Raw genomic sequence first — 17,690 nt, forward strand, 5'->3', positions numbered from 1 at the left:
TCGGGAGGCCACCATGAACGCACCCGAACCCAATCGCATGATCGGCGCGCCCGTGAAGCGCAAGGAAGACTACCGCTTCCTCACCGGCGTAGGCCAGTACACCGACGACGTCGTGCTGCCCGCGCAAACCTACGCCGTGTTCGTGCGCTCGCCGCACGCGCATGCGCGTATCAAGAGCATCGACACCAACGCGGCGAAGGCCGCACCCGGCGTCGTGGCTGTTTTCACCGGCGCGGACCTCGCAGCGGAGAACGTGGGCGGCCTGCCGTGCGGCTGGCTCATCCACAGCATCGACGGCACGCCGATGAACGAGCCGCCGCACCCTGTGATCGCGCACGAGAAAGCGCGCCACGTGGGCGACCAGGTCGCACTCGTGATCGCCGATTCAGTCAAGGCCGCGAAGGACGCCGCCGAACTGATCGAAGTCGATTACGAAGAACTGCCCGCCATCGTCGACACGGCGCACGCAGCCGACGCGGGCCAACCGCTCGTGCACGACGGCGTGGCGAACAACACCTGCTACACGTGGGGCCACGGCGACAAGGCCGCGACCGACGCCGCGTTCGCACAGGCCGCGCACGTAACGACGCTCGACATCGTCAACAACCGGCTCATTCCAAACGCCATCGAGCCGCGCGCCGTGAACGCGAGCTACTCGCAGCACGACGACAGCTACACCGTGTACGTGTCCAACCAGAACCCGCACGTCGAGCGCCTGCTCATGGCCGCGTTCGTGCTCGGGCTGCCCGAAACGAAGCTGCGCATCGTCGCGCCCGACGTGGGCGGCGGCTTCGGCTCGAAGATCTTTCTGTATGCCGAAGATGTCGCGCTCACGTGGGCCGCGAAGAAAATCCGCCGTCCGGTGAAGTGGACCGCCGAACGATCGGAGTCCTTCGTATCCGACGCACACGGCCGCGACCATGTCACCAAAGCCGAACTCGCGCTCGACAAGGACGGCAAGTTCCTCGCCATGCGCGTGCACACCACGGCGAACATGGGCGCGTATCTCTCGACGTTCGCTTCCAGCGTGCCGACCATTCTCTACGCCACGCTGCTCGCGGGCCAGTACACCACGCCCGCGATCTACGCAGAAGTGAAAGCCGTGTTCACGAACACGGTGCCGGTGGATGCGTATCGCGGCGCAGGGCGCCCGGAAGCCACCTACGTGGTCGAGCGTCTCGTGGAAACGGCCGCACGCGAGATGAACATCGATCGCGCCGAGATCCGCCGCCGCAACTTCATCACGAGCTTCCCGTATGCCACGCCTGTGGGCCTCACCTATGACACAGGCGACTACGAAGCATGCCTCGGGCGCGCGCTCGAACTCGCCGACGTCAAGGGCTTCGCCGCGCGGCGCGACGCATCGAAGGCGCGAGGCTTGCTACGAGGTCTGGGCTACTCGTGCTACATCGAGGCGTGCGGGCTCGCGCCATCGAACATCGCCGGTGCGCTTGGCGCGCGTGCGGGCCTGTTCGAAGCGGGCGAGGTCCGCGTGAACCCGACCGGTTCCGTCACGGTGTTCACGGGCTCGCACAGCCACGGCCAAGGCCACGAGACGACCTTCGCGCAGGTCGTATCCGATCGATTAGGCGTGCCGATCGAGCAGGTCGAGATCGTGCATGGCGACACCGGCCGCATTCCGTTCGGCATGGGCACCTACGGCTCGCGCTCGATCTCGGTGGGCGGCTCGGCCATCATGAAGGCGCTCGACAAGATCGAAGCGAAGGCGAAGAAGATCGCCGCGCATATGCTCGAAGCGGGCGTGGAGGACATCGAGTTCGTCGACGGCGTATTCCGCGTGGCGGGCACCGACCGCACGAAGACCTTTGCGGAAATCTCGCTGGCCGCGTACGTGCCGCACAACTATCCGCTGGAGACGCTCGAACCGGGCCTCGACGAAAGCGCGTTCTACGACCCGACCAACTTCACGTATCCGTCGGGCGCGTATCTCTGCGAAGTCGAAGTCGATCCCGAGACGGGCGAAACGCGCATCGAACGCTTCACCGCCGTCGACGACTTCGGCAACGTCATCAATCCGATGATCGTCGAAGGCCAGGTGCATGGGGGCCTGGGCCAAGGCATCGGCCAGGCGATGCTCGAACAGTGCGTGTACGACAACGAAAGCGGCCAGCTGCTCTCGGGCTCGTACATGGACTATGCGATGCCGCACGCGTCGGATGTGCCTTCGTACACGGTGGAAACCGCGAAAGGCACGCCGTGCACGCACAATCCGCTTGGCGTGAAGGGCTGCGGCGAAGCCGGCGCGATCGGCTCGCCGCCCGCCGTCATCAACGCGATTCTGGACGCACTCTCGCCGTTAGGCGTGAAGGACCTGCAGATGCCGGCCACGCCGCATCGGGTATGGCAAGCGATCCAGGCCGCGCAGGCCACTTCACAACCTTGAGCGGAGGCGCTCCATGTACGCATTCGACTATCAGCGCGCGACTGACGCGCAAGGCGCCGTGAAAGCCCTCGCGGCCGATGCCGACGCCAAATTCCTCGGCGGCGGCCAGAGCCTGCTCGCGGCGATGAAGCTGCGCCTCGCGCAGCCCACCACGCTCGTGGACGTCACGCGCATTCCCGAGCTCAAAGCCGTGCAGGTGGACGGCAAGGTGGTGAAGATAGGCGCGGCCGTGTGCCATGCCGACGTCGCCGAAAATGCGCAGATCCGCAACGCGCTGCCGGCGCTCGCGGACCTCGCGGGCATGATCGGCGACCGCCAGGTGCGCGCGCTCGGCACGCTCGGCGGCTCGCTCGCGAACGACGACCCCGCCGCCGATTATCCGGCTGCGGTGCTCGCGCTGAACGCGACGGTGGTGACGGACCGGCGGCGCATCGCGGCCGACGACTTCTTCCTCGGCATGTACGAAACGGCGCTGGAGCCCGACGAGCTGATTGTGTCCGTCGAATTCCAGGTGCCCGAACGCGCGGCCTACGAGAAGTTTTGCAATCCGGCCTCGCACTTCGCGCTCACGGGCGTGTTCGTCGCGAAATACCCCGGCGAGGTGCGTGTGGCCGTCACGGGCGCCGGGCCATCGGTGTTCCGCGAAGGCGCGCTGGAAAGCGCGCTGAAGACGAACTTCGCGCCCGAAGCCGCACGCGCGGTAAAAGTCGCCGCCGACGACCTCAACACCGACCTGCACGCGAGCGCGGCGTATCGCGCGCACCTCATACCGGTGCTCGCGGCGCGCGCGGTGGCGAAGGCCAACGGCTAGGCTTGTCTCGAGGGCGAGCGCTTCCTCTTTTGCACGGAAGCGCTCGCCGCCTTTGATCCGCGCCAGCAAGACAGACTCATGCAATCCGCCTCGATCGACGACACCCTCGCGCAGCTCGAAGCGCGCGGCTATTTCGCGAGCCGCGAGCTCGCCACGGCGCTCTTTCTCGCGCTGCGCATGGAGCGGCCGCTCTTTCTCGAAGGCGAACCGGGCGTGGGCAAGACCGAACTCGCGAAGGCCGCCGCGGCGATGCTCGGCACGACGGTTTTGCGCCTGCAATGCTACGAAGGGCTCGACACGGCAAGCGCGCTGTACGAGTGGGACTACCCGCGCCAGATCATGGCGCTGCGTCTTGCCGAAGCCGCCGGCGAAAAGCCACGCAACGACACGCTTTATCGCGACGAATTTCTGTTGAAGCGCCCGCTGCTGCAGTCCCTGCAACCCGATCCGCAGAACCCTTCTGCACGCCGCGTGCTGCTGATCGACGAAATCGACCGTGCCGACGAACCGTTCGAAGCCTTCCTGCTCGAACTCCTTTCGGACTTCCAGGTATCGATTCCCGAGTACGGCACCGTGCACGCGAGTACGCCGCCGCTTGTCATCATCACCTCGAACCGCACACGCGAAGTGCACGACGCGCTCAAGCGGCGCTGTCTTTATCAATGGCTCGGCTACCCCGACCGCGCGCGCGAACTCGCGATCGTGGCTGCGCGCGCGCCTGAAACCGCCCCGGAATTGCAGCATCGCGCCGTGGCGTTCGTGCATCAATTGCGCACCATGGACCTTTTCAAGGCGCCCGGCATTGCCGAAACGATCGACTGGTGCCGCGCGCTTTCCGCGCTCGCCGTGACGGAACTCGATCCGCAATCGGTGCAGGACACGCTGGGCGTGCTGCTGAAGTATCAGGACGACCTCGCTCAGCTCGACGCGCAACGCATCGCGCAAACGCTCGCGCTCGCGGAGTGAGCACGATGTCCGCAGCCGCGAACGAAACCGCCTCGATCAACACCCTGCCCACGTTCGCGCGCAACGTCGTGCATTTCGTGCGCGTGCTGCGCGGCGCGGGCCTGCCGATGTCGCCGTCGCGCGCCGTCGACGCGATCGAAGCGCTGCGCCATATCGACCTCGGCCGCCGCGACGACGTGCATGCGGCGCTCGCCGCGCTCCTCACGAGCGCGCCCGACGAGCGCGAGATCTTCGACGCCGCCTTCGCCCTCTTCTGGCGCGATCCCGATTTCGAAGGCAAGCTGCGCGCGCTCTTGTTACCGAAGGTGCAAGGCGGCGTGCCGCCGCCGCGCCGCAACAACCGCCTCGCCGACGCGCTCGCCGCACGCCCGGCCACCCGCCCCGGCGCGAAGCCGCCGCCCTCGCACGAAGAACATGAATTGCGCGCGCACGCCACGTTCAGCGCCGAAGAACGCCTGCGCCAGCGCGACTTCGACACGCTTTCCGCCGACGAATGGCGCGCGCTGCGCCACCTGATCCGCGCGCGCCGCCTGCCGCTCGCCACGGAACGCACGCGGCGCCTGAAGGCATCGTCGCACGGCACGCACGCCGATTTGCGCGCGAGCGCGCGCCACGCAGTGCGCGCGGGCGGCGACTGGACGGTATGGAAATATCGCGCGCCTGTGGAGCGCAAACTGCCGCTCGTGCTGCTGCTCGACATTTCGGGCTCCATGAGCAGCTATTCGCGCGCGGTGCTCTACTTCTGCCACGCGTTATTGCAATCGCGCGAACGCCTGCAGGTGTTTCTGTTCGGCACGCGCCTCACGCACGCCACGCGCGCGCTGCGCGAACGCGACCCCGATGTCGCGCTTGCGCAGCTCGCCACTCAGGTTGCGGACTGGTCGGGCGGCACTCGCATCGGCGCGACGCTGGCCGAATTCAACCGCCGCTGGGCGCGCCGCATGCTCGGCGGCCGCGCGACGGTGCTGATCGTCACCGACGGGCTCGATCACGATGAATGCAGCCTGCTCGGCGAGGAGATGGCGCGCCTGCACCGCTTCGCGCACCGCGTGACCTGGCTCAATCCGCTCTTGCGCTACCGCGATTTCACCCCCAAAGCGCGCGGCGTGCAGGCAATGCTGCCGCACGTCGACGCGCATTACCCCGTCCACAATCTCGACAGCCTCGAAGCGTTCGCGCGCAGCCTGTGCGAAGCCGCGCCGGTTGCACGTACGCAAGGAGACACACGATGGAGTTGACCGAAAGCCACACGCTGCCGGTGCCGCAACAGCGCGCCTGGGAAGCGCTCAACGACACGGCGATCCTCAAGGCGTGCATACCGGGCTGCGAAAGCATCGAAGCCGATGGCGAGAACGCCTACGCTGTCGCGCTGACCGCCGCCGTGGGTCCGGTGAAGGCGCGCTTCAAGGGCCGCATGCAGCTCGCCGACATCGAAGCACCGAACAGCTATACGATCGTTTTCGAGGGCCAGGGCGGCGCAGCGGGCTTCGGCAAGGGCGACGCGCACGTGAAGCTCGAATCCGCCGGCGACGAGTCGACCACGCTCACGTACACCGCGAACGCCCAGGTGGGCGGCAAGCTCGCCCAGATCGGCTCGCGCCTCGTGGACGGCGCGGCGCGCAAGATCGCAGGCGAGTTTTTCAAGCGTTTCGGGGAACAGCTCGGCGGCGATGCGCAGCACAATACCGACGCAGCGGCGACGCCTGCCGGAAGCGACGCAGAAGGCGAACAGCAAGGCGAAAGCGCAGAGGAAACACCGAAGAGGAAACGATCATGGACAGCGTGGATCTCGAAGTCCTGAAATCCAGCGTGAACTGGCTCGACGCAGGGCACCGCGCGTTGCTGGTGACAGTGGTGAAAACGTGGGGCTCGTCGCCGCGCCCCGAGGGCGCGATGCTCGTGGTGCGAGACGATGGCCACGTGGTCGGCTCCGTTTCGGGCGGCTGCATCGAGGACGATCTGATCGACCGCGTGCGCCGCGAAGGCGTCACGATCGCCAGACCCGAGGCGGTGAAGTACGGCATCACGGCCGAAGAGGCGCATCGTTTCGGACTGCCATGCGGCGGCACGATCCAGCTCGTGCTCGAGCCGCTCTCGGAGGCCTCGGGCATTCGCGAACTGCTTGAAACCGTCGAGCGCGGCGATCTGGTTGCGCGCACACTCGATATGGCGACCGGTCGCGCCACGCTCGGCCCCGCAAAAGCGACCGATGGCGTGGACTTCGACGACGCGCGTCTGCTCACGATTCACGGCCCGCGCTACCGCATGCTGGTGATCGGCGCGGGGCAGCTCTCGCGCTATCTTTGCCAGATCGCGGTGGGGCTCGACTACCAGGTGACCGTGTGCGACCCGCGCGAGGAATACACCGACATCTGGGACGTGCCCGGCACGGCGCTCGTGCGCACCATGCCCGACGACACCGTGCTCGACATGAAGCTCGACGAACGCTGCGCCGTGATCGCACTCACGCACGACCCCAAGCTCGACGACCTCGCGCTAATGGAAGCGCTCAAGACGCCCGCGTTCTACGTGGGCGCGCTGGGCTCACGGCGCAACAATGCGGCGCGGCGCGAGCGGCTCAAGGAGTTCGACCTGAGCGAAGCGGAACTCGCGCGGCTGCATGGCCCGGTGGGCATTTACATCGGCAGCCGCACGCCGCCGGAGATCGCAGTGTCGATCCTCGCGGAAGTCACGGCGGCGAAGAACGGTGTGTCCCTGCCGACCATTCTCCAGGTGGAAGGCGCCAAGGCAGCGCGCGAACATGCCGCGGGTGCGGGATCGACGTGCGACGTGTGAGGCCGGTTTGTTGGTAGCGTCACGCGTGAGGCGAGCGCCCGTCGCGATCGGCCTCGTGCTTGCGCTCGCGCTCGTGCCTGCGCTCCCGTCTTAACATCCGCGCGCGCAGCGATCTGAGCATGCGCGTCCATCCCGAAGGACGCGGGTCCGCCAGCATGCTCAGCGCGCGAGCGTAGTCGAGCGTGAGTCCCGGCGTCCACGCCATTGTCTGGCCGCGTTTGCGCACCTGCGCCGCCACCCATAGCTCCGGCGTCGTGAGCATGCGCGCGAACGCGAGCCACCCGTGGCCCCACACACGCGGCGTCGCGCCTTCGAGCGCCGCCTCCAGCGCGTGCGAAACCGTGCTCGAGCAATTGCGGTGCGTGAGGTTATAGGTCGTGTCCTCGCGATAGCGCTGCCAGAAGCTTTCCAGCCGAAGCGGATCGTAGTTGCGAATGCGCACCTGACGCGTGGACGGACACCACGCCTGCGACTCCGTTACGTAGTCGGGCTGGAAAAGGCCCGGCACGTCGTTCTCGCGGGTCGCGCGCAGCGTGCGCGTGAATTCATCGGGAGAACGATCGATTTCCACGGCCGGATAGAGGCTGATGTACACGCGCTCGGGCGATTCGAGCGCGGCGTGCCCCGTGGAAATCACGCCATCACGATCGACGGCGGCAATATAACGGTCGATGAGCGGCTGGCGCCGCGCCTCGGCTCTCGAAGTGCCCACTGGCGTCCACACGTGTACCGTGAGCGCGTGCTCGTGCGGCGCGGGCGGCCCGTCGAACACGGCTTGTGCGAGTCTCTGCGCCTGGCCTTTGGCCGCATTCGCCGCGCCCACCGCGCTCGCCACGAGCGCTGCCGCGCCGCCCTGCGCCGCCGCCGGATTCACGGCAAGCCGGCGCGCGCGCAACGCGAGCAGCAGCAGGTTCCAGCCGGCGAACATCAGAATGAGCCCGAGGCAGTACGGCACGGTGCCCTTGTAGTGCGTGGGATAAGGCTGGTAGAGAAAGATGGCGATGGCGATCTGCAGCGCGCCGCCCGCCAGCGCGAGACGCCACGTGCGATAGCGCACGACCCAGGCCGACGCGATCTGCAGCAGGCCATCGGCGAGAAAGAGCGTGGCGAACACCATCGAAATAATGAACGACGCGTGCCGGTAGCCCGAAAGCACGAGCACCGCAGTGATGCAAAAACCGAAGCCCTTCACATAGCGCAGCGTGCGCTGGCCGCCCATGCCGGTCCATGCCACCGCGAGCGTGGCGAGGCCTTCGATCAGCAGCAGCCACGCGAACGGCGCGATATGGAAATACAGCACGCCGTCGAGTGCGTCGATAAAGAGCGCCGCGCCCACGAGCGCGCTCATCACGCCCACGGCCATCACGCCGCGCCAGCGCTCGCGCAGATACTCCACGCCTAGCAGGATCATCATGATCCGCACCATCGTCCGTCTCCGGATGCCGCGTTACGAAAACGCATCGTACTGCCGTGCGGCGAGGGATCGCCACAAGCGTGCACGCGACTACGCGCCCCCAAAAAAACTGCGGGCCGCGACTCGCGTCGGCGGCCCGCAGTACGGGTTTTTCGCGGGCGGCTCGCGCCGCCTCGCCTCACTTCAACGTCGAGGCATCAGCCGAACAGCTTCATCGCCTGCGTGAGCGTGTTGGTCACGCCCCACACGAGCGGCACCAGCACGTAAAGCCAGAAGATCGCCATCAGCGCCGTGTTTGACGATTTCGGGGCAGCTTGACTAGACATTGCGCGTTCCTCCTTATTTACCGGCGGCGAGTTGCGTCTCGCTCATGTGATGCTTCGCGTCCACGCGGCGCACGAGCAGATTGCAGATGAAGCCGAGCACGAGCAGCGAAGCCATGATGTGCACAGTCATCGTGTACGCGTCGGCCTTCGCCACGCCGTTGGCGACCTGATAGGCGCGCACGTAGTTCACGAGCACCGGGCCCGCCACGCCTGCAGCCGCCCACGCGGTGAGCAAACGGCCGTGAATGCCGCCGACGAACGCCGTGCCGAACATGTCCGCGAGATACGCGGGCACGGTCGCGAAGCCGCCGCCGTACATCGAGAGGATCAGGCAGTACGCCAGCACGAACAGCACGATGTTGCCGCTCTGCGCGAACTGCGGCACCGCGTAATAGAGCACCGCGCCGAACACGAAGAAAATGAAGTAGGTGTTCTTGCGGCCCACCCAGTCGGAAGCCGAAGCCCACACGAAGCGCCCGCCCATGTTGAAGAGCGAGAGCAGGCCCACGAAGCCCGCCGCCGCTCCGGCGGTCACCGTGTCCTTGAAGCTTTCCTGAATCATGACCGAGGCCTGACCCAGAATGCCGATACCGGCCGTCACGTTGAGGAACAGCACGAGCCAGATCAGGTAGAACTGCGGCGTCTTGAGCGCCTGGTCGATGTGCACGTGCTGGTTCGACACGAGCTTCTTCGCGACGACCGGCGGCGTCCAGCCCGCGGGCTTCCAGTCGGGCGCGGGCACACGAATGGCGAGGGCGCCGATCGACATCGAGATGAAGTACGCCACGCCAAGCACCACGAAGGTCTGGGCGACGCCCGCGCTCGTGTCGCTCGCGAAGTGCTTCATCAGCATGACGGAGAGCGGCGCGGCGATCATCGCGCCGCCGCCGAAGCCCATGATCGCGAGGCCAGTTGCCATGCCGCGGCGGTCGGGGAACCAGCGGATCAGCGTCGAAACCGGCGAGACGTAGCCGAGCCCAAGGCCGATGCCGCCGATCACGCCGTAGCCGAGATAGAGCAGCGCGATCTGATGCAGATACACGCCAAGCGCGGAAACGAGGAAGCCGCCGCCAAAGCAGCATGCCGCGGTAAACATCGTGCGGCGCGGGCCCACACGTTCGAGCCATTTGCCGCCAAAGGCGGCGGAAAGGCCGAGAAACACGATGGCCAGCGAAAAAATCCAGCCCAGCGTGGTGAGCGACCAGTCATCGGGCGCGGACTGCGTAATGCCGATCACCTTCGTGAGCGGCGCGTTGAACACGGAAAACGCATAGGCCTGGCCGATGCACAGATGCACGGCCAGCGCTGCGGGCGGCACCATCCAGCGCGAAAAGCCCGGCGGGGCGACGGTCGCCTCTTTGGAAAAGAAAGGTGCGCTTTGCGCACCGCGCGTCGAATCTGCAACGCTGCTCATGGGATCTCCCGAATCAACCAGAGGTGGAGCGAGGGGTGGGCGCTCTCTCTGGTCCCATCCAAAATGGCTGTTGGTAGGCGTGGTCTTACGTGCTCTTTTGTGCGTTAGCGCACAGAACACTTATTTGCCGCTTGACGGCTGCACGAACCTTAGACCCCAGGCGCTGCCTTGGCAATATGAGGTAAACATACATATGGCCTTCAGCGGCCCGCGCGCCGTCGCGCTCGGCCGATTGTTGCGTGCGCAGCAAACTGGCGGCGGCGCCGCAGGACGCCAGGGACAACAACGCAGGCGGGCATTTCATGGCGCGGCCCAGCATTTAGACTCAATGCTCGATACAGGGCCCCCTGCGGGCTGCGTGCGGGCCATCCGCTTGACAAGCCGGTTGCATGACTTTTAAGTGACGGGAGTAGCGCCCATCCGCGACCCGACCCCTGCCGAGCCCCCCAATGCGCCTCGCTCTCGCTCTTTGCCTAGCCGTGCTCGGCCCCGCTACGGGAACCTTCGCCGCCGACCTGCGCCCGGGCGTGGCGCAGCTCACGCCCGTGCCCCTCGAAACGGGCGAACTGAATCCGGCGGGCAGCGCCGCGCAGGCGCCCTACACCAACGAATCGGAAACGCAGACCTTCACGGTCAACGCGGACGGCTCGTACACCAAGCTCGACTCGCTCACGCTGCGCGTGAACACCGAGGCCGGCATTGCGCGCGCGGGCCAGTACTACGTGTGGTTCAACCGCGAGATGGCCCACGTGGAGGTGCTCGAAGCGTGGACCGAGGACGCCCAGGGCGGCCGCCACGACGTGCGGCCCGAGCAGATCCGCGACGTGCAGGAAGTGCGCTCGTTCGACGCCCCGATGTTCCAGGACGTGCAGGACAAGGTGATCGTGTTCCCGGCCGTGGAGCCCGGCGCGCGCGTGCATCTCACGTGGCGCAAGATCCAGCGCGTGCCGCTCGTGCCGGGCTGGTTCAGCGACTTCACGCCGCCCGACCTCGCGCCCACGCACAACTTCCGCGTGATCTACGACCTGCCCGCGAAAGTGCCGCTCTACGCCGACGCGCGCGGCTTTACCGTTTTGCCGCCCGCCACGGTGAACGGCCGCACGCGCTATGAGTATCGCTACGACAAGGCGAATTTTCAGCGCCTCGAATACGGCTCGGTGGCCTACGTGAGCTACGGCGACCGGCTGATGGTGTCCACCTTCCCCGATTACGCGGCCTTCGCAAAGGTCTATCGCGAGGCGGCCGCCGATCCGACCGTGCGCGACCCGGCCATCGTGCGTCTCGCGCTCACGCTCACGGCGCACGACGACACGCCGCGCGCGAAGGCGCAGTCGCTCTACGACTGGGTGCGCCGCAACATCCGCTACGTGGCGATGAATATCGGGCGCGGCGAGATCGTGCCGCACCGCGCCAGCGACGTGCTCGCAAACCGCTATGGCGACTGCAAGGACCACGTCGCGCTCTACGGCGCGCTGCTCGACGCCGTCGGCATCCGCAGCATGCCGGCGCTCGTGAACAGCGGCACGGTCTACACGCTGCCGAGCGTGCCGGGCTTCGGCGTGATCAATCACGTCATCACCTGGCTGCCCGATCTGCAGATGTTCGCCGACTCCACCGCGAGCAACATCGAGTTCGGCTACCTGCCGTCGACGGATATGGACCGCGTGGCCGTGCTCGCCAGCGACGGCACGCAGGTCCGCACGCCCGCCACGGCCTCGACCACGCGCGAAAGCGATCTCGACATCACGGTCGCGCCCGACGGCTCGGCGCATTTCATCTACCGCTTGCAGGCAGAGGGCTGGTCCGCCGAACAGACACGCAGCGTGCTGCGCCTGCAAACGCCCGCGCAGCGCGAGGAGTCGCTGCAATGGGAGCTGCACAACGCCAACCTGCGCGGCAACGCCACGCTCGCCTCCAGCCCGCTCGACGCCACGGCGGGACCGCTCGTGCTCACGCTCACGGGCACCTTCGACGGTTTCGTCGACCCTGAGATGACCACGCCTGTGCCCACGCTCACGAGCTTCGTGGGTGGACTCGACGCGAATCTGCGCTACTGGCTCGGCGAGCCGCGGCGCACGCAGCCGTTCATGTGCCGCAACGTGGTGATGACCGAGCGCACGCGCATCGTCCTGCCGCCGGGCATGCGCGTGCTCGACGTGCCCATGCCGCAGCACGCCGACAACCGTTTCATCGATTTCAGTTCGCAGTACGCGCTCGACGCAGAGGCGAACGTGCTGCGCGTCACGCGTACGGGCCAGACGCATTTCGCAAGCGACGTGTGCAGCGCCGACGATTTCGCACAGATGCGCCCCGCGTTCGAGACGATGGCGCGCGACCTGCGCGCGCAATTGATCGTCAAGCCATCTGCGCAGGGCGCCTCGCCCGGCAGTCCGGCGAGCGCGCAGTGAGCCTGCGCGCCGCGTTCAGCGTTCACACGGGCCAGAGCGGCCCTTCCTGCATCGCGCCGATCTGCTCGCGCAGTTCGAGAATGCGCTCTTCCCAGTAACGCTGCGTGTTGAACCACGGGAAGGCGGCCGGAAACGCGGGATCGTGCCAGCGGCGCGCGAGCCACGCCGAGTAGTGGATGAGGCGCAGCGTGCGCAGCGCCTCGACGAGATGCAGCTCGCGCGGCTCGAATTCGCAGAAGTCCTCATAACCGGCGAGCAGATCCGCCATCGCACGCGAGGCGCCCGCACGATCGCCGGGCAGCAGCAGCCACAAATCCTGGATAGCGGGACCCATGCGGCTGTCGTCGAAGTCCACAAAATGCGGGCCGGCGTCGGTCCAGAGCACGTTGCTCGGATGGCAGTCGCCGTGCAGGCGCAGCGAACGCACGTCGCCCGCACGCTCGAATGCCGCCTCCACGCCTTCGAGCGCGAGATTGACCGCGGCCTGCCACGCTTCGCGCACATCGGAGGGCACGAAGCCATGTTCCAGCAGATACGTGCGCGGCTCGTAGCCGTACGTCTGAATGTCGAGCGTGGGGCGTGCTGCGTAAGGTTTTGTCGCGCCCACCGCGTGAATGCGGCCGATGAAACGGCCCAGCCATTCGAGCGTGTCGCTGCGGTCGAGATCCGGCGCGCGGCCGCCACGGCGCTCGAAAAGCGAGAAGCGAAACCCGTCGAACTCGTGCAGCGTGCGCCCTTCGAAGGCAAGCGCGGGCACAGCGGGAATCTCGCGCGCGGCGAGTTCGGCGACGAAGGCGTGCTCTTCGAGGATCGCCTCGTCGCTCCAGCGCTCGGGGCGATAGAACTTGGCGATGAGCGGCGCCTCGTCTTCCACGCCCACCTGGTACACGCGATTCTCGTAGCTGTTGAGCGCGAGCATGCGGCCATCCGTGCGGCGGTTGGCCGGCATCAGCACGCCATCCACGGCGTCGAGCACGCATTCAGGCGTGAGACGCGCGTAGGGCGCGGCTTGCGGGTCGCTGGAATCGCCGGGGCCGGAAGGTTCGCCCGGAAGAGGAGAAGGATCGTAATTCATACCCGCAATTGTGCCTCTTGCGGGCAGTGGCTGCGAGCACGCGGTGCGCCACGGCGGGCACGATGAACACAAACGCGGCGCGCAACCCTGCGACGAGGCGCGGCGCGCCTCGTCAGCGTGTCACAGAGCCCAGGCTCAGTGGATCTGCGCGCCGGCGGGCATGACGTGCTCGCCCGTATCGATCAGATCTTCGAGAAAAAAGGGCTCGGTGCTGAGTTGCTTCGACGAGCCAGGCTCCCCGGCATACCAGGTCACCATCGCCATGTCGCCGAGAATGCGCATCACGATGCCGCGCGCGCCCTGTGGCACGGCGATATGAACGGAACGGACGATAGAACCGATTTGCATGATGTTTCCCCGTTACCTCGCTACCTTCGCCGGCTCCCTCGAAGGAAAACCGGTCGGCATGCTGACAAAAAAACCGATGCGCACCAACGGTTGCGCGCGCATCCAAACGTGCCTCGGGCGACCCGCTCGTTCCGCGCGCTTAAGCACGGCCGGACCCTTGGCATCCCCATTGTTGCTTGTTTGAGCGCATGCGCAAAGCGAAAAAATAGGGGGGTGTATCAACGACGCCGTGCAGACGCCGCCTTGCACCGTCACTGCTCCGCCCTGCCTCGTTCGCGCAACTTACGAAAAGCTGACTGTAACAGATGGTAAACCCCATTCTCAGCGCCCTTGCTAGGGCAGTCCCTGAAAAAGTACGCTGATGCCTCGTGACTGGCGCTATAGTCCTGTCCCAACCGTGCACCACAAAGGCCAGGCGCAGCACAGGCAAAGACCTCAAGCGCGCCATCATAGCCGGCCACGATACCGATAACCTAAACGCTCGCCATCGCGGCCAGACCAGCCGCGCGAGCCACACTCCGCCACCAGCGAAGGAACCCGTCGTTCCATGTGGATCGTTCGACTCGCGCTCAAGCGCCCGTACACGTTCGTCGTGCTCGCGTTGCTGCTTTTGATCGTCGGGCCGCTGACGATCCTGCGCACGCCCACGGACATCTTCCCGAACATCGACATCCCGGTGCTCTCGGTGATCTGGACCTACACAGGCCTGCCCGCCGACGAAATGGAAAAGCGCATCGTGCTCAACTACGAGCGCGGCCTTTCCGTGGCGGTCAACGATATCGAGCACACCGAATCGACCTCGCTCAACGGTATCGCGGTCGTGAAGATCTTCTTCCAGCCGCACGCCAATATCCAGGAAGCACTCGCCGAAGTCACGGCGCTTTCGCAAGCGCAGTTGCGCTCGCTGCCGCCTGGCATCCAGCCGCCCTTCATTCTGCGCTACAACGCCTCGACTGTGCCGATCCTGCGCCTGTCGCTTTCCTCACCGCAACTTACCGAGCAGGAGTTGTTCGACTACGGCAACAACTTCCTGAAGACGCAGCTCGCGACCGTGCCGGGCGCCTCCGCGCCGCTGCCCTATGGCGGCAAGCAGCGGCAAATCATGGTTGACATCAACCAGCGCGCGCTGCAGCAGCACAATCTCTCGCCCATGGACGTGGTGAACGCGATCAGCGCGCAGAACCTCATCCTGCCCTCCGGCACGGCGAAAATAGGCGCGACCGAATATTCGGTCACGATGAACGCAAGCCCCAACAGCTTAGCGGGCTTGAACGACATTCCCGTGAAAACCACGGCAAGCGGCACGATCTATATCCGCGACGTCGCGCACGTGCGCGACGGCTACGTGCCGCAAACCAACATCGTGCGCGTGGACGGTCAGCGCGCCTCGCTCCTCACCATCAACAAGAGCGGCAATACGTCCACGCTCGAAATCGTCGATCGCATCAAGGAGATGATGCCGACGCTGCGCAACCTCGTGCCGTCGTCGCTCAATATCGATCCGGTCGCGGATCAGTCTCTTTTCGTGCGCGCCTCCGTGCAGGGCGTGCTGCGCGAGGCGCTCATCGCCGCCGCGCTCACGGCGCTCATGATCCTGCTATTTCTCGGCAACTGGCGCGCCACGCTCATCATCGCGGTCTCGATTCCGCTTTCGATGATCACCTCGGTCATCGTGCTCGCGGCGCTCGGCGAGACCATCAACATCATGACGCTCGGCGGGCTTGCGCTCGCGGTGGGCATTCTCGTTGACGACGCAACGGTCGCCATCGAGAACATCAGCCAGCAGCTGGAGCAAGGCAAGACGCTGGAACAGGCGATTCTCGACGGCGCGCACCAGATCGCGATTCCCACGCTGGTCTCCACGCTCTCCATCTGCATTGTGTTCGTGCCGATGTTCCTGCTCACGGGCGTGGCGCATTACCTCTTCATCCCGCTCGCGGAAGCCGTGGTATTCGCCATGCTGGCCTCGTACTTCTTCTCGCGTACGCTCGTGCCCACGCTCGCGAAGTACCTGATGCGCCATCATCACAAGGCCGCCGACCTGCATCGCACGACACGCAATCCGTTCATGCGCGTGCACCTCGCGTTCGAGCGCGGCTTCGAGGGGCTGCGCGAGCGCTACCGCGTGTTTCTCGCGGCGCGCGTGAAGCATCCCGTGTGGTTCGTCGTGGCGTTTCTCGCCTGCTGTGGCGCCTCGCTGTTGCTCATGCCGTTCCTCGGGCGAGACTTCTTTCCGCAAGTCGATGCCGGCACCATCGCGCTGCACGTGCGCGCGAAAACCGGCATGCGTGTGGAAGAAACGGCCGTGCTCGTCGATCGGATCGACAAGCGCGTGCGTACATTGATTCCGCCGGGCGAGCTGCATTCGATCATCGACAACATCGGCCTGCCGGTCTCGGGTATCAACCTGTCGTACAGCAACACGGGCACCATCGGCACCTCCGACGCCGACGTGCTGATCTCGCTGAACGAAGATCACCACGCCACGGCGGATTACGTGCGCCTGTTGCGCCGCACGCTCAACGACGAGTTCCCGGGCGTGCAGTTCGCCTTCCTGCCCGCCGATATCGTGAGCCAGACGCTGAACTTCGGCATGCCCTCGCCTATCGACGTGCAGATCGTGGGCCGCGACGTGGCGGGAAACCGCGCGTTCGCGGCGAAGCTGCTCGCGCGACTGCGCGGCGTGCCCGGCTTCGTCGACGCGCGCATCCAGCAGCCCGCGGACCTGCCGCGCATCTTCATCGACGTGGACCGCACGCGCGCGCAGCAGGCGGGCTTCACGCAGAAGGACGTGGCAAGCGATCTGCTCATCACGCTCTCGGGCAGCCAGCAGACCACGCCCACGTTCTGGCTCAACCCGGTCAACGGCGTGAGCTACAACGTCGTGACCGAAGCGCCGCAATACACGATCGATTCGCTGCAGTCGCTCGCCAACATTCCGCTCACCGCGAACGGCCGCAGCAATATTCTCGGCTCGCTCGCGAGCATGCAGCGCGTGGCGGGCGACGCGGTGGTCACGCACTACAACGCGCAGACCACCATCGACATTTACGGCACCGCCGACGGGCGCGACCTCGGCGCCGTTTCCGACGACATCGCGAAGATCATCGACCAGACGCGCGACGCGCTGCCGAAAACCTCCACCGTCAAGCTGCGCGGCCAGGTGCAGACGATGAACGATTCGTTCTCCGGATTGTTCGGCGGTCTCGTCTTCGCGATCGTGCTCGTGTATCTGCTGATCGTCGTGAACTTCCAGTCGTGGCTCGATCCGTTCATCATCATCACGGCGCTGCCGGGCGCGCTTGCGGGCATCGTCTGGATGCTGTTCCTCACGCACACCACGCTGTCCATTCCCGCGCTCACGGGCGCGATCATGTGTATCGGCATTGCCACGGCGAACTCCATTCTCGTCATCAGCTTCGCGCGCGAGCAGTTGCGCCTGCACGGCGACGCGGCGCGCGCCGCGATCGAAGCGGGCTACACGCGTTTTCGCCCGGTGCTCATGACCGCGCTCGCCATGGTGATCGGCATGGTGCCGATGGCCATTGGCCTTGGCGAAGGCGGCGAGCAAAATGCGCCGCTCGGGCGCGCCGTGATCGGCGGCCTCGCGGTGGGCACGCTCGCCACGCTGATCTTCGTACCCGTGGTGTTCTCGCTCATCTACCGCAAGCTCGGCGAGCGCCGCCAGCGCGCCAGTGAAAACGTGGTGCCCAAATCATGAATACCCT

At 66.1% G+C, this 17,690-nt stretch carries 13 protein-coding genes; 8 read left to right on the plus strand and 5 right to left on the minus strand.

Features of this window, described 5'->3' with window-relative positions; translation table 11 throughout:
- Positions 1-13 precede the first annotated feature (13 nt).
- The 6 genes from U5A52_RS07895 (at position 14) to U5A52_RS07920 (ending at position 6,977) form a co-directional block, all read left to right on the plus strand.
- Positions 14-2,404, plus strand: coding sequence for a xanthine dehydrogenase family protein molybdopterin-binding subunit (locus U5A52_RS07895; protein ID WP_321907395.1), 2,391 nt, complete (start codon positions 14-16; stop codon positions 2,402-2,404).
- Between the two features lie 13 nt (positions 2,405-2,417).
- The gene (locus U5A52_RS07900) at positions 2,418-3,215 is read left to right on the plus strand and encodes a xanthine dehydrogenase family protein subunit M (protein ID WP_321934433.1); all 798 of its coding nucleotides are present in this window, start codon (positions 2,418-2,420) and stop codon (positions 3,213-3,215) included.
- A gap of 78 nt (positions 3,216-3,293) precedes the next feature.
- Positions 3,294-4,181: a MoxR family ATPase gene (locus U5A52_RS07905; protein ID WP_321934434.1), complete on the plus strand. Its 888-nt coding sequence runs from the start codon at positions 3,294-3,296 to the stop codon at positions 4,179-4,181.
- 5 nt (positions 4,182-4,186) lie between these two features.
- Positions 4,187-5,419 (plus strand): VWA domain-containing protein, encoded by a 1,233-nt coding sequence (locus U5A52_RS07910; protein WP_321934435.1) that lies wholly within the window; start codon positions 4,187-4,189, stop codon positions 5,417-5,419.
- The gene (locus tag U5A52_RS07915; RefSeq protein WP_321934436.1) at positions 5,410-5,982 is read left to right on the plus strand and encodes a carbon monoxide dehydrogenase subunit G; all 573 of its coding nucleotides are present in this window, start codon (positions 5,410-5,412) and stop codon (positions 5,980-5,982) included. The genes U5A52_RS07910 and U5A52_RS07915 overlap by 10 nt, the downstream gene beginning before the upstream one ends.
- A complete protein-coding gene (locus U5A52_RS07920) occupies positions 5,955-6,977 on the plus strand; it encodes an XdhC family protein (RefSeq protein ID WP_321907387.1) in 1,023 nt (340 codons plus the stop codon). The genes U5A52_RS07915 and U5A52_RS07920 overlap by 28 nt, the downstream gene beginning before the upstream one ends.
- Positions 6,978-6,996: 19 nt before the next feature.
- Here the strand turns inward: U5A52_RS07920 and U5A52_RS07925 are convergent, their stop codons facing one another.
- The 3 genes from U5A52_RS07925 to U5A52_RS07935 all read right to left on the minus strand — a co-directional run bounded on the left by U5A52_RS07925 (position 6,997) and on the right by U5A52_RS07935 (position 10,131).
- On the minus strand, positions 6,997-8,403 hold the full coding sequence (locus U5A52_RS07925; RefSeq protein WP_321934437.1) for a DUF308 domain-containing protein: 1,407 nt from the start codon (positions 8,401-8,403) through the stop codon (positions 6,997-6,999).
- 185 nt (positions 8,404-8,588) lie between these two features.
- Positions 8,589-8,717, minus strand: coding sequence for an MFS transporter small subunit (locus U5A52_RS07930; protein WP_321907385.1), 129 nt, complete (start codon positions 8,715-8,717; stop codon positions 8,589-8,591).
- Positions 8,718-8,730: 13 nt separating this feature from the next.
- On the minus strand, positions 8,731-10,131 hold the full coding sequence (locus U5A52_RS07935; protein WP_321907384.1) for an OFA family MFS transporter: 1,401 nt from the start codon (positions 10,129-10,131) through the stop codon (positions 8,731-8,733).
- Positions 10,132-10,580: 449 nt separating this feature from the next.
- Between U5A52_RS07935 and U5A52_RS07940 the strand changes: the two genes are divergently transcribed.
- Positions 10,581-12,539 carry a DUF3857 and transglutaminase domain-containing protein gene (locus U5A52_RS07940; protein ID WP_321934438.1) on the plus strand — a complete coding sequence of 653 codons (1,959 nt, stop codon included), beginning with the start codon at positions 10,581-10,583 and terminating at the stop codon, positions 12,537-12,539.
- A 22-nt stretch (positions 12,540-12,561) separates the two neighbouring features.
- On the opposite strand, the gene U5A52_RS07945 is transcribed toward U5A52_RS07940, so the two are convergent.
- On the minus strand, positions 12,562-13,623 hold the full coding sequence (locus tag U5A52_RS07945; protein WP_415765062.1) for a serine/threonine protein kinase: 1,062 nt from the start codon (positions 13,621-13,623) through the stop codon (positions 12,562-12,564).
- Between the two features lie 126 nt (positions 13,624-13,749).
- Positions 13,750-13,962, minus strand: a complete 213-nt coding sequence (locus U5A52_RS07950) for a hypothetical protein (protein WP_321907377.1) — start codon at positions 13,960-13,962, stop codon at positions 13,750-13,752.
- A gap of 547 nt (positions 13,963-14,509) precedes the next feature.
- Between U5A52_RS07950 and U5A52_RS07955 the strand changes: the two genes are divergently transcribed.
- Positions 14,510-17,683 (plus strand): efflux RND transporter permease subunit, encoded by a 3,174-nt coding sequence (locus U5A52_RS07955; RefSeq protein ID WP_321934439.1) that lies wholly within the window; start codon positions 14,510-14,512, stop codon positions 17,681-17,683.
- Positions 17,684-17,690: the final 7 nt, after the last annotated feature.

Source organism: Paraburkholderia sp. J8-2 (genome assembly GCF_905220195.1).
Lineage (GTDB): Bacteria > Pseudomonadota > Gammaproteobacteria > Burkholderiales > Burkholderiaceae > Paraburkholderia.